The following is a 13,165-nucleotide window of genomic DNA, read 5'->3' as shown; positions in this document are numbered from 1 at the left end:
GTAAAAAATGATGAGTTCTGAACTCTGTATACAGAGTTCAAAGATAAAGGGAGTGGGCGAATCTGTCAACCCGAATCGGTTTACCCTTCGAACTGTTACTGCACTTTGAATCCAAAATACAGAAGGTCACCATGTCGTTCACGGCCAAGCTCCCCTCCCGCACCAACTACGTGGACGAGGTCTACAAGGTCCTGTTGGACGCCATCAGCGACGGCTCGTTGGCTCCGGGCGCCCGCGTCACGCAGGAAGAGATCGCTGAGCAACTCGATGTTTCGCGCTCTCCCGTGATCCAGGCCCTGCGCCAGCTCAAAACCGACGGGCTGGTCCAGGACGCGCCGGGGCGTGGCGTGCTCATCGCGCCACTCGACCCGCAGACCATCGGACACGTCTACAAGATCCGGGGTGTGCTGGACGAGCTGGCCGCCGGCCTGGCCGCCGGGCGCCGGGCGCGCATCGACCCCGAGGTCATTCGCAAGGGCCGCGAGGTCAGCACCGGCGACGATGTGCGCGCCATGATCGACGCCGACATGGCCTTCCACCGCGCGGTGTACCAGGCCAGCGGCAACCCGCTCATCGAAGACAGCTCCCGCATGCACTGGGTCCACCTGCGCCGGGTGATGGGTGGCGTGATCCAGCTGCACGGCTTGCGCCGACCCATCTGGGACGAACACCAGGCCATCGCCGATGCGATTGAAGCCGGCGACGTGGCCCTGGCGCGCGAACGGGCACTGCAGCACGCCGAGCGCGCCAGCGAAAACCTGCTCGCCCGCCTGGGCGCTTGACTCGGCAGCGCCCTAGACCGTGCGGCGCAGGGCCTCGAAAAACAGTTCGGACTGCAGGCGTTCGCTCTGCATCTGCTCAGCCACGCGCTCGGCGGTGGCCGCATCGGCCGCACGCAGTGGGCGCCCGGTGGACTGCGCCAGCACCTGCGCCATGCAGGCCCGCTCCAGGTAGTAGAGATCGTCAAAAGCGTGGTCCATGCGCGCACCGCACACCACCACGCCGTGGTTGGCCAGAAAAGCGATGTCGGCCGAGCCCATGGCGCGCGCAATGCGCTCGCCTTCGCCCTGGTCCAGCGCCAGCCCGTTGTAGACCGGATCGATCACCAGCCGGCCGTGAAAGCGCATGGCGTTTTGCGACAAGGCCGTGTCCAGCGCACGGTCTTGCGTGAGCGTGAGGGCGGTGGCGTAGGGCATGTGGGTGTGCAGCACCACGGCTTTGCGGGCGAGCCGGTGGATGCCGCTGTGTATGTGCATGGCCGTGGACTCGACGGGGTGCCGACCCGCCAGGGCCTCACCATCGGCGTCCACCATCACGATGTCGTCGGCCTGCACTTCGCTCCACAACAGGCCGCGCGGATTGAGCAGGAAACGGCCGGAGCCGTCGGGCAGCTCCAGGCTGAAGTGGTTGCAGACGCCCTCGGACAAACCGAAACGGGCGGCCGCCCGCAAGGCCAGTGAAAGGTCGACGCGCGCTTGCAGACAAGGGGGACTGTGAAAATCGGCTTCGTGGTTCATGGCAGAGCTTTGGGTGGACGAACCCCGCGATTCTGCCGGGCGCGACCGCCCCCTTTGCCGATCAGGAATGGTGCCCGGAAGGTGAACGCTCGAAAGCCAGGCTACCGTTCTGCGTGTGCCGGTAGTTGGCCTCGCTTACCTGAGAGCTGCTGCGCCAGCGGCGCACCACCTGGATGGTCCTGAGCCGATCCACCAGGCTCAGGCTGGGATAGACCAGTGTCAAGACGGACAGTGCGGCTTCCTTGGGCGTGAAATGCTCCCGCAGTGCCACGTCCATCACTTCGTCGCGAAACGCCGGATTCAGTTCTTCGGTCTCGATGCCAAGTTCGAGCAGGGCAGAGTTGAGTGAGCGGTGATACAGGAATTTCTTGAACATACCTTCAGTAGACGCCCGCAACCCGTGTCGGTTCCTCTGTTGCGGGGTAACTGAATGGGTCAGCTGTGCCCGTTCCTTACAAATCGCAATACCTGTGACCGCAGGCAACGACCCTCCCTGCATCAGTGCCTCACAGGCGGGCGCGCAGTTCCGTCTTGAGCACCTTGCCGTAGTTGTTCTTGGGCAGCTCGTTCACCAGCACATAGCGCTTGGGCCGCTTGAAGCGCGCCATCTGGGCCAGACAGTGCGCATCCATTTGATCGGGGGTCGGGCTCGCGCTGCCTTGAGCGACCACGAAGGCCACCACCACCTCGCCCCACTTGGCGTCGGGCGCGCCCACCACCGCCACCTCGGCCACGCCCGGCGCGGTCAGCAGAACCTCCTCGACTTCGCGCGGGTAGATGTTGGAGCCGCCGCTGATGATCAGGTCCTTGCTGCGGTCCTTGAGCGTGAGGAAGCCGTCGGCATCCAGGCAGCCCACGTCGCCGGTGAAGAGCCAGCCGTCGCGCACGGCCGCGGCCGAAGCCTCGGGGTTGAGCCAGTAGCCCGCCATCACGCTGTCCCCCTTGATCAACACCTCACCCACCTCGCCGATGGGCAGGCTGCGGCCTTGCGCATCGGCCACGCGCACCTGCACCGGCGTCTGCGCCACACCCACCGAGGCCATGCGCTCGGCCCAGCGCGGGTGGGTGGTGTCGGCCAGTTGCTGGCGCGAGAGCGCGGTGCCCACCATGGGTGTTTCGCCCTGGCCATAGATCTGCACGAAGCGTGGACCCATCACGCGCAAGGCGCGTGCGATGTCGGCCGCGTACATGGGAGCGCCGCCGTAGACGATGGTCTTGAAGGCGCGCGCCGAAGCGTCCGCGCCGATGCCGTGCTGCTCGGCGTGGTCCACCAGGCGCTTGACGATGGTGGGCGCGGCAAACGTGGAGAGCGGCCCCAGCGCCTCACCCAGCGCGAACAGCTCGGCCGGGTCCACACCGCCAGAGGCGGGAACCACATGGCGGGCGCCAGCCATCAGGTGCGGGATGGCGTAGATGCCCGCGCCGTGCGACATGGGCGCGGCATAGGCGATGACGTCCTGAGCCATCACCGGGTCCACGTCGACGAAGTACGTCAGCCCCATGGTCATCAGGTTGCGGTGCGTGAGCATCACGCCTTTGGGTCGGCCGGTGGTGCCGCTGGTGTAGAACAACCAGGCCACGTCGTGCGCGTGACGTTCGACAACGGGCACCGCGAACGCATCGATCACGGGTGCGAGCAGGTCGTCGCATTCGACCGCCGCCACATCGATCTGCCGCTCCAGCCCGGCCAGCGGCTCGGGCGCCACATCGTGCGTGACAAAACCCCAGCGCGCGCCTGCGTTGGCCACGATCCACTCGGCTTCTCGCGGGTGCAGCTTGGCGTTCACCGGCACCACCACGAGGCCAGCCCACCACGCCGCCCACAGCACTTCAAGGTACCGTGGGTGGTTGTGCATGAACAGCACCACGCGGTCACCCGGTGCAAGTCCGGCGGCCACCATGCGTTGCGCCAGGCCCGCGCTGCGTTGCGCCCACTCGCCATGGGTAGCCCATACTTTGGTACCGTGAAAAATCGCGGGGCGCTCGGGGTTCTGGCGCGCCTGGCGCAGCAGCAGGTGAACAAGGCTCATCGGTGTCTCCGTATCGGGGGTGCGCTGGAGCACAGACCTTACACGCAGCGCCGGGTAGCGTGTCTGCATGCACTGGAGCGAACCCATTGCTCAGTGCCTGACAAGGAGTCTCATGAAAAAATCGCCTGCCATTCTGGTCCGCACCGCGTTGCTCGCGGCTTGCGCCCTGTGCACCGCCGCAGCCTCGGCCCAGACCACCTACGAACAGGACCGCGCCGCGTGCCTGCGCAGCGACTCGCAGCACGAGCGCACCAGTTGCCTGCGGGAAGCCGGCGCGGTTCGAGCCCAGGGCAAGAACCGAAAGCCTGCGACGGGTGAAACGACGGAGTCGCGCCTGCAGAACGCCCTGAAACGCTGCACCGAACTGCCCCCCGAGAACAAAGCCATCTGCGAGCGCATGGTGCGCGGCGAAGGCAGCGTGAGCGGCTCGGTGGAGGGCGGCGGCGTGATCCGCGAGCTGGTCACCCCGGTGCCGGCGATCCCGCCGATGCAACCCATGCCGCCTGCGCAGCCGATGCTTCCCGAGCAGCCGATGCCGCCTGCACCGGCGGTGCGTTAAGCGTTCAGCCCGGCAGCGCGCAGGAACGCATTGTTCTCGTCCACGGTGCCCACCGTCACGCGAATGCAGCCTTGCAGCCCGGGCAGGCTGTCTTGCCGGCGCACGAGCACGCCTTGCGCGAGCAGGCTTGCGTGCGCCGCCGCCGCGTCTGGCGTGCGGATGAGCAGGAAGTTGGCGTGCGAAGGCAGCACCTGCCAACCGGGGTGCGCCTGCAGCGCGCTGGCCATGCGTTCGCGTTCACGCAGCGTCGTCGCCACACGCTCCTGCACATAGCCCGGGTGCTCCAGCGCCACCTGCGCGCACACCGTCTGCATCAGCGACACACCAAACGGTGGCACCAGCTTGCGCAGTTGGCGCGCCACCGCGCTTGAGGTCAGCGCATAACCCAGCCGCGCACCCGCCAGCCCCCAGGCCTTGGAGAAAGTGCGCAGCAACACCACGTGTTCATGCCGCCGCGCGAGTGCACGCGCATCATCGGGCGCAAAGTGGTGGTAGGCCTCGTCCACCACCAGCAGCCAGCTCGGGCAGGCCTGGGCCAGGCGCTCCAGCTCGCCCAGCGCACAGAGCGAGCCGGTGGGTGCGTGGGGACGGGGAATGTAGATGACGCCGTGCGGACCCTCGCCCTTGCTGGTCTCCAGCGCAGCGATCACCGCGTCCATGTCCAGCGAGGCGTCGTCGCGCAGCGGTACCTCGGTGAGCGATGCACCGAGCAGTCTGGCGTCCAGCGCATACAGCGCAAAGTTGGGCGTGACCGTGACCACCCGCCCGCCCAGCGCACACAGCTGGATCAACAGGGCGATCAGCACATTGCTGCCGGTGGTGACCACCGTGCCCGAGGCCGACCAGGCGTCGTGTGCTGCGATGGCTTCGCTCAAGGCTTCGGCATTGAGATCGGTGTAGCGGTGCCACGGCAGATGGCGCAGCCGCTCCAGTGCGATGGCCTTCAGCTCGTCGGGAAAGTCGGCAAACGACTCGTTCTGATCGAGCTTGATCGGGGCGTTGACGGGAGTGAAGGGGTAATCCGGGCTGTTGAGCACGGCGCGGCGGATCGGCAGGGTCATGGCCCGATTGTCGGATGACCGGGCTGACCCCCTTCAAGTCCCCGCGTCGTGCTCCCGAGGCTCTGTGAGTGTGAGCAGGATGTCCGCATACCAGGCGCAGTTCAAGCCCAGCGATTCGTCCAGCACCAGATCCCTGTCGCCCATGTCCATGCGCGCCGAGTGAACGCCCAGCAGCTTCCAGGGCAGGGCGGCGGTTGCGTCGCCGGGATTGGGGTCCCGCGCGACCACGGCTGCGCCACTGGTGCCGCGGTGGGTCCGGGCGTCGGTCAGAAAGTAACCCTGGCCCTGGAAACGGATGCCGTAGGGAGAGGCAATCACCGCGTGGCGCAGCACCGGCAGGTGGTGCAGCGCATCGTGGAAGCCCAGCGGGAAGCCCACGACCAGAAGCGATTCACCCGGGTGCACGTCGTTGAATTCGGTGGTCAGGTGGGCCGGGCTGAACGCGCGGATGACCGACTCGGACGGCAGCGCGCTGCGATCGAGCTCGATCACGGCCACGTCGATCTCGCCGCCGCTGTCCTTGCCCTGGCGCCACACGGCCTCGCCTTCGTCGTACAGCAGCATCGAAAAGCCGGTGGAGCGCGTGAGGTTGGCGGCGTCCAGGTGCAGCTCGATTTCCAGCCGGTCGGGGAAGTGCTGCGTGTCTTCGTCGATCACCACGTGGCGGCTGGTCACCAGAAACAACCGGTCGTCGCTCTCGAAGAAGAAGCCGCTGGCGTTGGTGAGCGGCTGCTTGCCGTGGAAGGTGGAGACTCGAGGCGCTGCGAGGAACAGCGGGTCGACCTGCGCGGTGATGGGCGCGATGGCGTCACCAGCCGTGTTACCGGTGGAGGGAGCACCCATCGGCGCGGGTTCGGAGTAGATCGGGGGGCGGTTCATCGGTGGAGTGTCGCACCCTTCAACGGCGGGAGCGCGGGGGCATTGAAGGGCCAGGACAGGTTGAAGGCTGGGCGTGCGGCGGACACCACCCGCTCAGGGGGCTGCCCCACGGCCTGCACCGGCGCAAAGTGTCTGGAAACAAATGCCCAGACCATGCGTGAGGCGTCTGGCCCCTGAGCATCGCTGAAGGGCTGGTTGGCCGCGCCGCCGCTCCACGCGTGGCCAAGTTGCGCCACATGAACCAAGGTGGCGGCGGTCCGGCCCCGGTGTTTGAAGTCGGTCACCTGCGCGGGATGGCGCTGGCCACGCTGCTGGCTGCGCGAGGTGCCCCCCACGGCACCACCGGCCAGGGCCCACGCGCTGGCGGCAGCGGCGCCGTTGCTGGCCGCCACCACCGCGTCGCGCCCGCCCTGGATCACCAGCAGGGGCGGCAGCGCCTGGCCAGGCGGGGTCAACAAGGGCGCGGGCAGACGGTGTCCGCGCATGGCGGCCAGGGCGGTGGCGGTGGATTCGGCCGCGCCCGGCGCTATGCCCGAGTGCATCACCACCGCCTTGAAGCGCGCGGGGTGACGCGATGCAATGAGCGCGGCCATGCTGGCCCCTGCCGACATGCCTGCGAGTGCCACGCACGTGCGGTCCACCGGGTGCAGCAGGCCCACTTGGTCGATGGCGGCCAGTACCGATGCCACCTCGGCGTTTGCGCGCCCGTTGCGGGTGTCAAACCAGTTCCAGCAGCGCTGTGCGCTGGCCAGGCGGTCTTGCTCGGGGTAGAGCACCAGAAATCGCTCGCGCCGGGCGATCGCGTTCATGCGTGTGCTCGACGCAAAGCCGGCAGCGTCCTGGCCGCAACCGTGCAGCATCACCAGCAGCGGCAGACGCTCTCCGGCCAGCAGGTCGGGCGGTCGGTAGAGGTGGTAGCGGCGTGCACCGCCGAGGCCGATCGCCATGCCGCTGAGCCAGTCGCCCGGCGTGGGCGGCGGCTGTTTCGCATTGGCCTTGGCATGCTTCACCACGGCATTCGCGGTGCGCGTCTGCGCTCGCAGCGCGTTGCGGGTGAGTGTGGCCAGGTTGCGCTTGAACACCAGCTCCCAGCTGGACATGGCCGTGCGCTTGCCCATGGTGACGGAGTCCTCAGGCTTTCAGGAACGCCAGCAGGTCCTTGGCCAGACGCTGCTTGTGGCTGACGAACAGGCCGTGCGGTGCGCCTTCGTATTCGATGAGCTGGGCACCCTTGATGCCCGCCACGGCCAGCCGACTGGACGCTGCGATCGGGACGGTCTTGTCTTCGGTGCCGTGGATCAGCAGGGTCGGCACGTCGAAGGCCGCGAGGTCGGGGCGGAAGTCGGTGCTGGAGAAGGTGCGCATGCAGGCCACCGTGGGTCGCAGGCCGGCTTGCATGGCGATGCTGTGGGCCCAGCGCAAGGTCTCGTCGCTGACGCGGCTGTCGGGCGAACCCAGGCCGAAGAAGTCGCGGAAAAAGCCGGTGAAGAATTTCGCGCGGTCATCCGACAAGGCTTTGGCCGTTTTGTCGAAGGCGGAAGCGTCGGCGCCGGTGGGGTTGTCGGCGGTCTTCAGGCGAAAGGGCAACACCGAGGAGATGAGCGCAGTTCTGGCCACGTTTTTGCCGTTGTGGCGCGACATGTAGCGCGCCACCTCACCGCCGCCCATGGAAAAGCCCACCAGCGTGGCGTCCTGCACATCCACTTGTTCCATCACCTCCCACAGGTCGTCGGCCAGCGTGTCGTAGTCGTAACCGTTCCAGGGTTGCGACGAACGCCCGAAGCCGCGCCGGTCGTAGGCGATGACCCTGTGGCCGGCTTCCACCAGCGAGACGGCGAGATCGTCCCAGGAGTCGGCGCTCAGGGGCCAGCCGTGGACCAGCACGACCGGGCTGCCTTCGCCCCAATCCTTGAGGTAAATCGATGTCTGGTCGCTGGTGGTGATGCGGTGCATGCTGTGGGGGCCCGAGTGTTGACGGTTCCCAGTGTTGGATTTGGCTGCTCTTTGCGTCTGTTCGACAGCGCACGCAGCTTCGGTATTTCCGGGACCGCTTCGACAAGGTTCCGGGCGTTGTGCTGAAATTCAACTCCCCGACGAGCATTGACATGAACCTCAACGACGACTTTTCCGTGCGCGTGACCAATTTTGCAGACGCAGCCCCCTGGCTGCCGTCCCCCCTGCCCGGGGTGGATCGCCGTCTGCTCGACCGCGTGGGTGGCGAGGTGGCGCGAGCCACCAGCGTGGTGCGTTACGCGCCCGGCGCGCGCTTCGATGCGCACACCCACGGCGGCGGCGAGGAGATCCTGGTGCTCGAAGGCGTGTTCTCCGACGAGCGCGGTGATCACCCGGCCGGCACCTACCTGCGCAACCCGCCGGGGTCGCGCCACGCGCCTTTTTCAGAGTCGGGGTGTGTGCTGCTGGTAAAGCTGTGGCAGTTCGCCGCGGACGACCTCACGCCGCTGCGCATCGACACACACGCAGAACCCTGGCGCCGTGGTCTGGTACCCGGCATCACGGTGCTGCCCCTGCACGACCACGATGGCGTCAACACCGCGCTGGTGCGCTGGGCGCCCGACACGCAGTTCAATCCCCACCGCCACTCCGGTGGCGAGGAAATCTTCGTGCTCGAAGGCGTGCTGCGCGACGAGCACGGGGTTTATCCCAAACACAGCTGGCTGCGCAACCCGCGCGGGAGCCAGCACACGCCATTCACCGGGCCTGAGGGCGCACTGATCTACGTGAAGCTCGGCCACCTGGGTGCCGTCTTCCTGGAACCAGCGCCGGCAGCCTGATCTGGTGCCGCCGCGCAGCGGCAAGCTGCAACCCGATTCACCCGCGCGGGCTGGATTTTTTGCGTGCGGTGGACCCGGGTGTTGCGCCTTCGTGACGCACAGGCGGCGGCCGGGCCCTACACTGGCCGGGGTATGTGCAACAGGATGTTGCAGGCGATCCTGTGGTGACTGGCCGGACTACAACACGTTCTTATGACTCATGGCTCACGCCCGTCCAGGGCCAGCGACAGGGAAGGACACGATCCGCGAGGCGGTTGGTGCCACCGTGCGTGGCGTTGTGCCGCCGCCGTGGCGCTGCTCGCGCTGGCGGGCTGCGGTGAGCCTGCCACGCCGCCCTTGACCGTGGGCATGAACCCCTGGGTGGGGTACGACCCGCTGGTGCTGGCGCGCGACCGCGGCTTGACCGATCCCAGGCAGCTGCGGGTGGTGGAGCTGCCCTCGGCTTCCGAGTCCTTGCGGCATTTGCGCAATGGCCTGCTGGACGCCGCCACACTCACACTCGACGAAACCTTGCGGCTGGCCGACAGCGGAATCGACGTGCGCATTGTGGCCATGCTGGACGCCTCTGACGGCGGTGACGTGGTGATGGCCGCGCCCCGGATCACCTCGCCGGCGCTGCTCAAGGGCGAGTTCATCGCGGTGGAAAACTCCGCGGTGGGCGCCCTGCTGCTGCAGCGCATGCTGGAGAAAGCCGGTCTGACCCGCGCCGACGTGCGCGTGACCAACCTTGAAGTGGCCCAGCATCTGGCGGCCTTGCAGGCTGGTACGGTGGCAGCGGCCGTGTCCTTCGAGCCCCTGGCCGGCTCCATGGAGGTCGCTGGGTACCGGCGTATTTTTGACAGCAGCCAGATCCCGGGCGAAATCCTGGACGTGCTGGTGGTGCGCGCCGAAGTGATGGAGCAGCGCCCCGGATCGGTGGACGCCCTGCTGCGCGCCTGGTATGCCGGCTTGAACGCCTTCCAGCTCGACATCCCGGGTGCGGCGCAATCGCTGGCGCTGGGCACCGATCTCACACCCAAGGCCTACGAGGCGGTGCTGGGTGGTCTGGCGTTTTATTCTCGGGACGCCTCCGAGCGCGAACTCTCGGGCAACCCGGCCCCGCTGGTGGCTCAGGCCAGCAAGGTGGCCGACGCGCTGATCAACATCGGTCTGATCCAGCAAGCACCGCGCTGGGACCAGCTGATCGACGGCTCGGCCATGAAACGCATTCGCACCAGCGGGTCGGCGCCGTGAAGTCGCTCTCCTCGCGCCTGACCCTGCCGGGGCGCTGGTTGGCGCCGCTGATGCTGGTGCTGTTCGCGCTCACGGCATCGACCATCAACTACGTCGTGCAGGTCCGCAAGGTGGGCGACCAGGTGCTGGATGTGGAGACGCGCCGCCTGCGCGAGCGCCTGAGCGTGGAGCAGAGCCGCCTGAGCGCGCAGACCAACATGGAGAACCGGGCGCTTGTGCGCCGGCTGGTCGGGGGGCTGGGCCTGTACAGCGGCATGCAGCACACCTACCTGCTGCAGCCCGACGGCCTGGTGCAGGCTTCCCTGGTGCGATCCGACATCGGCCAGGCCTTTGGCGAGGTGCTGCGCCAGCGCGCCGATCTGGCTGGCGTCAGGACCCTGGTCTTCAACGGTCCCTCGGATGTCGCCATCAGCGTGGTGCACCTGCCGGCCACGCAGCAACTGGCCGGCGTGGTGCCCTTTGCCAGCGGGCGGCGGCTGATCGCCGTGACCGACCTCAAGCTGCCGCAGGCCGTGCGCTTTGCGGACATGCAGCAGGAAGCCGTGCGCGAGGGCCTGCTGCTGCTGGGCCTGACCATCCTGCTGGCGCTGGTGGTGCACCTGGTGTGGTTTCGCCGCGCGCAGCACCTGGCCCTGGCCCTCAAGCGCATGGGCAATGGCGAGTTGCACTCGCGCGCCGGACTGCACGGCAACGACGAACTGGCCATGATCGGCACCGAGGCCGACCGCATGGCCGAGCGCCTGCAGGCGGGACAGGCGCAGCTCCGGCACCTGTTCGACCTGGTGGACCGCTCGCCCGTGGTGGTGGTCGAGTGGCGCAACGAACCCGGCTGGCCCATGAGTTACGTCAGCCAGTCGGTGGACCAGTGGGGCTACCAGCCTTCTGCGCTGTTGCATGGTGAACTGCGCTACGCCGACCTGATCCACCCGGACGATCTCGCCCGCGTGACGGTCGAGGCGACGCGCTACTTCAAGGACGGACCCGATGATCACCGCCAGGAATACCGGCTGCGCTGTGCCGACGGCAGCTGGGTCTGGGTGGACGACCGCACCACGCTGACCCGCAACGCGCAGGGCGCGCTCACCGGCATCAGTGGCGTACTGCTCGACATCACCCTTCAGAAGGAAGCGCAGCTCGCGCAGCAGGAGCAAGCCGAGTTCCTGCGGCTGTTTTACGAACTGCCCTTCATCGGCATGGCAATCTCTTCGCCGCATTCCACCCGCTGGATCCAGGTCAACAGCCATCTGTGCGAGATCCTGGGCTATACCAGGGACGAGCTGCTTGGCCGCAGCTGGGCCGAGATGACGCCCCAGCCCGATCTGGATGAGAACCTGGCGCTGCGCGACCAGATGGCCGCCAACCTCAGTGACAACTACAAGATGCGCAAGCGTTTCGTGCGCAAGGACGGCAGCTTTGTGCACACCGAGATCGACGTGCGCGCGGTACGCCACGCCGACGGCTCGCTCAAACACCTCTTTTCCACCATCAAGGACGTCACCGAACGGCTGCAGGCCGAGGCGGCGATCCGCGAGCAGACGGATCTGCTGGAACTGGCCGAATCCATGGCGGGGCTGGGCAGCTGGCTCTACGACACGCAGACCCGCAGCATCTGGTGGTCGCGCCAGATGTACCGCAACTTCGGCCGCGAGCCAGCGCTGGGGCCACCGGTCGATCTGAAGGCCTACCTCGATTGCATCCACCCCGATGACCGCGCGCGGGCCGACCACTTCATGCGCTCGATTCCGCGCAACGAGGAGATGATCACCGCCGAGTTCCGCCGCCACCCCGATCTGGGGCCGCTGCGCTGGTTTCGGGGCAGTGTGCAGAGCAAGCCCTTGCCCACCGCCGGCCACTACCGGTACAGCGGCACCGTGCTCGACACCACCCAGCTCAAGCTGGCCCAGACCAGCCTGGAGCAGACCAATGCCGTGCTGGAGCAACGCGTGACCGAGCGCACCGCCCAGTTGAGTCGCCTCAACGAAGAGCTCGAAGCTTTTTCGTACACCGTTTCCCACGATCTCAAGGCGCCGCTGCGTGGCATCGACGGTTACAGCCAGTTGCTGCAGGAAGAACACGGCAACCAGCTCGGCGAAGAGGGGCGCCAGTTCCTGGCCCGCATCCGCCGGGGCGTGCAACAGATGGGTGACCTCATTTCGGGCCTGCTGGACTATTCGCGCATGGAGCGACGCACCATGGAGCACCAGCAGGTGGATGTACCGGCTCTGGTGGCGCAGGTCATCGAGGGCTTCAGCGCCGACATTGAAAGCACCCGCGTGCGGTTGACTTTGTGCCTGGAGCCCATGGTCTTGCAACTCGACCGCGAAGGCATGGCCGTGGTGCTGCGCAACCTGTTGGGAAATGCCGTGAAATTCAGCCGTGCCAAGGATCACCCCGAGGTGGAAATCGGCGCCCGCACCGAAGGCGGGCGGCGTATCCTTTGGGTGCGCGACAACGGCGTGGGCTTCGACATGAAATACCACGACCGCATCTTCGGCATCTTCCAGCGCCTGCAGCGCGCCGAGGACTACCAGGGCACCGGCCTGGGTCTGGCGCTGGTGGCCAAGGCCGTGCAACGCATGGGCGGCCGTGTCTGGGCCGAGAGCCAGCCAAGACACGGCGCCACCTTCTTTCTGGAGTTCCCCGCATGAACATGCCCGCGTCCCCGCCGCCGATCCTGCTGGTTGAAGACAACCCGATGGATCTTGACCTCACGCTGCGTGCCTTCAACAAGAAGAAGCTCTCCAACACCATCCAGATCGCGCGCGACGGTGAAGAGGCGCTGGCGTACTTTGCGCGCTGGGAAGCGGGGGAGACCATGCCGGCGGTCATCCTGCTCGACATCAACCTGCCCAAGGTCAATGGCCTGGAGGTGCTGCAGCGGCTCAAGTCACACCCGGTGTTCCGCCGCATCCCGGTGGTGGTGCTCACCTCGTCGCGTGAGAATTCCGATCTCAAGACCGCCTACGACCTGGGGGTGAACTCCTACATCGAGAAGCCGGTCAGCTTCAACAAGTTCATCGAAGTGGCCGAGCACATCGAGCTCTACTGGTGCCTGCTCAACGAACGACCTGTCTGACCCTTCTTCGAAAGTTGC

General features: G+C 66.9%; 13 protein-coding genes. 6 read left to right on the top strand and 7 right to left on the bottom strand.

Annotated elements, in window-relative coordinates; genetic code table 11:
• The first annotated feature begins 131 nt into the window (after nucleotides 1-131).
• Entirely contained in the window at nucleotides 132-782 is a 651-nt protein-coding gene (locus tag F9Z44_RS17600) for a GntR family transcriptional regulator (protein WP_159608008.1), read from the top strand.
• Between the two features lie 12 nt (nucleotides 783-794).
• Here F9Z44_RS17600 and F9Z44_RS17595 read toward each other — a convergent pair whose 3' ends face one another.
• The 3 genes from F9Z44_RS17595 to F9Z44_RS17585 all read right to left on the bottom strand — a co-directional run bounded on the left by F9Z44_RS17595 (nucleotide 795) and on the right by F9Z44_RS17585 (nucleotide 3,547).
• The gene (locus F9Z44_RS17595) at nucleotides 795-1,517 is read right to left on the bottom strand and encodes an aldolase (protein WP_159608007.1); all 723 of its coding nucleotides are present in this window, start codon (nucleotides 1,515-1,517) and stop codon (nucleotides 795-797) included.
• 61 nt (nucleotides 1,518-1,578) lie between these two features.
• Nucleotides 1,579-1,893 carry a hypothetical protein gene (locus F9Z44_RS17590; RefSeq protein ID WP_159608006.1) on the bottom strand — a complete coding sequence of 105 codons (315 nt, stop codon included), beginning with the start codon at nucleotides 1,891-1,893 and terminating at the stop codon, nucleotides 1,579-1,581.
• A 130-nt stretch (nucleotides 1,894-2,023) separates the two neighbouring features.
• Nucleotides 2,024-3,547: an AMP-binding protein gene (locus F9Z44_RS17585; protein WP_159608005.1), complete on the bottom strand. Its 1,524-nt coding sequence runs from the start codon at nucleotides 3,545-3,547 to the stop codon at nucleotides 2,024-2,026.
• Nucleotides 3,548-3,659: 112 nt separating this feature from the next.
• Between F9Z44_RS17585 and F9Z44_RS17580 the strand changes: the two genes are divergently transcribed.
• Entirely contained in the window at nucleotides 3,660-4,106 is a 447-nt protein-coding gene (locus F9Z44_RS17580; protein ID WP_159608004.1) for a hypothetical protein, read from the top strand.
• On the opposite strand, the gene F9Z44_RS17575 is transcribed toward F9Z44_RS17580, so the two are convergent.
• From F9Z44_RS17575 to F9Z44_RS17560, 4 genes are read right to left on the bottom strand one after another with little or no spacing between them, the layout of a single operon-like run.
• Nucleotides 4,103-5,167, bottom strand: coding sequence for a pyridoxal phosphate-dependent aminotransferase (locus F9Z44_RS17575; RefSeq protein WP_159608003.1), 1,065 nt, complete (start codon nucleotides 5,165-5,167; stop codon nucleotides 4,103-4,105). The genes F9Z44_RS17580 and F9Z44_RS17575 overlap by 4 nt on opposite strands.
• 33 nt (nucleotides 5,168-5,200) lie before the next feature.
• Nucleotides 5,201-6,046 carry a S1 family peptidase gene (locus F9Z44_RS17570; RefSeq protein WP_442907216.1) on the bottom strand — a complete coding sequence of 282 codons (846 nt, stop codon included), beginning with the start codon at nucleotides 6,044-6,046 and terminating at the stop codon, nucleotides 5,201-5,203.
• Nucleotides 6,043-7,164: an extracellular catalytic domain type 1 short-chain-length polyhydroxyalkanoate depolymerase gene (locus tag F9Z44_RS17565; protein WP_159608002.1), complete on the bottom strand. Its 1,122-nt coding sequence runs from the start codon at nucleotides 7,162-7,164 to the stop codon at nucleotides 6,043-6,045. The genes F9Z44_RS17570 and F9Z44_RS17565 overlap by 4 nt, the downstream gene beginning before the upstream one ends.
• A 13-nt stretch (nucleotides 7,165-7,177) precedes the next feature.
• Nucleotides 7,178-7,999: an alpha/beta fold hydrolase gene (locus F9Z44_RS17560; protein ID WP_159608001.1), complete on the bottom strand. Its 822-nt coding sequence runs from the start codon at nucleotides 7,997-7,999 to the stop codon at nucleotides 7,178-7,180.
• A gap of 152 nt (nucleotides 8,000-8,151) precedes the next feature.
• Between F9Z44_RS17560 and F9Z44_RS17555 the strand changes: the two genes are divergently transcribed.
• From F9Z44_RS17555 to F9Z44_RS17540, 4 genes are all read left to right on the top strand, one after another.
• On the top strand, nucleotides 8,152-8,838 hold the full coding sequence (locus F9Z44_RS17555; RefSeq protein WP_201449982.1) for a cupin domain-containing protein: 687 nt from the start codon (nucleotides 8,152-8,154) through the stop codon (nucleotides 8,836-8,838).
• Between the two features lie 288 nt (nucleotides 8,839-9,126).
• Nucleotides 9,127-10,071 carry an ABC transporter substrate-binding protein gene (locus tag F9Z44_RS17550; RefSeq protein ID WP_159608000.1) on the top strand — a complete coding sequence of 315 codons (945 nt, stop codon included), beginning with the start codon at nucleotides 9,127-9,129 and terminating at the stop codon, nucleotides 10,069-10,071.
• On the top strand, nucleotides 10,068-12,719 hold the full coding sequence (locus tag F9Z44_RS17545) for a PAS domain S-box protein (protein WP_159607999.1): 2,652 nt from the start codon (nucleotides 10,068-10,070) through the stop codon (nucleotides 12,717-12,719). Before F9Z44_RS17550 ends, F9Z44_RS17545 begins: the two co-directional genes overlap by 4 nt.
• A complete protein-coding gene (locus tag F9Z44_RS17540) occupies nucleotides 12,716-13,147 on the top strand; it encodes a response regulator (protein ID WP_236574175.1) in 432 nt (143 codons plus the stop codon). Before F9Z44_RS17545 ends, F9Z44_RS17540 begins: the two co-directional genes overlap by 4 nt.
• Nucleotides 13,148-13,165 lie beyond the last annotated feature (18 nt).

The organism is Hydrogenophaga sp. PBL-H3, assembly GCF_010104355.1.
Lineage (GTDB): Bacteria > Pseudomonadota > Gammaproteobacteria > Burkholderiales > Burkholderiaceae_C > Hydrogenophaga.
Note: the sequence above shows the minus strand (reverse complement) of the source record. Positions and strands in the feature narration are given on the sequence as shown.

Bases quoted from the DNA above. Each gene is read 5' to 3' on its own strand.
- F9Z44_RS17600 (WP_159608008.1), top strand. From the start codon at position 132: ATGTCGTTCACGGCCAAGCTCCCCTCCCGCACCAACTACGTGGACGAG.
- F9Z44_RS17595 (WP_159608007.1), bottom strand. From the start codon at position 1,517: ATGAACCACGAAGCCGATTTTCACAGTCCCCCTTGTCTGCAAGCGCGC.
- F9Z44_RS17590 (WP_159608006.1), bottom strand. From the start codon at position 1,893: ATGTTCAAGAAATTCCTGTATCACCGCTCACTCAACTCTGCCCTGCTC.
- F9Z44_RS17585 (WP_159608005.1), bottom strand. From the start codon at position 3,547: ATGAGCCTTGTTCACCTGCTGCTGCGCCAGGCGCGCCAGAACCCCGAG.
- F9Z44_RS17580 (WP_159608004.1), top strand. From the start codon at position 3,660: ATGAAAAAATCGCCTGCCATTCTGGTCCGCACCGCGTTGCTCGCGGCT.
- F9Z44_RS17575 (WP_159608003.1), bottom strand. From the start codon at position 5,167: ATGACCCTGCCGATCCGCCGCGCCGTGCTCAACAGCCCGGATTACCCC.
- F9Z44_RS17570 (WP_442907216.1), bottom strand. From the start codon at position 6,046: ATGAACCGCCCCCCGATCTACTCCGAACCCGCGCCGATGGGTGCTCCC.
- F9Z44_RS17565 (WP_159608002.1), bottom strand. From the start codon at position 7,164: ATGGGCAAGCGCACGGCCATGTCCAGCTGGGAGCTGGTGTTCAAGCGC.
- F9Z44_RS17560 (WP_159608001.1), bottom strand. From the start codon at position 7,999: ATGCACCGCATCACCACCAGCGACCAGACATCGATTTACCTCAAGGAT.
- F9Z44_RS17555 (WP_201449982.1), top strand. From the start codon at position 8,152: ATGAACCTCAACGACGACTTTTCCGTGCGCGTGACCAATTTTGCAGAC.
- F9Z44_RS17540 (WP_236574175.1), top strand. From the start codon at position 12,716: ATGAACATGCCCGCGTCCCCGCCGCCGATCCTGCTGGTTGAAGACAAC.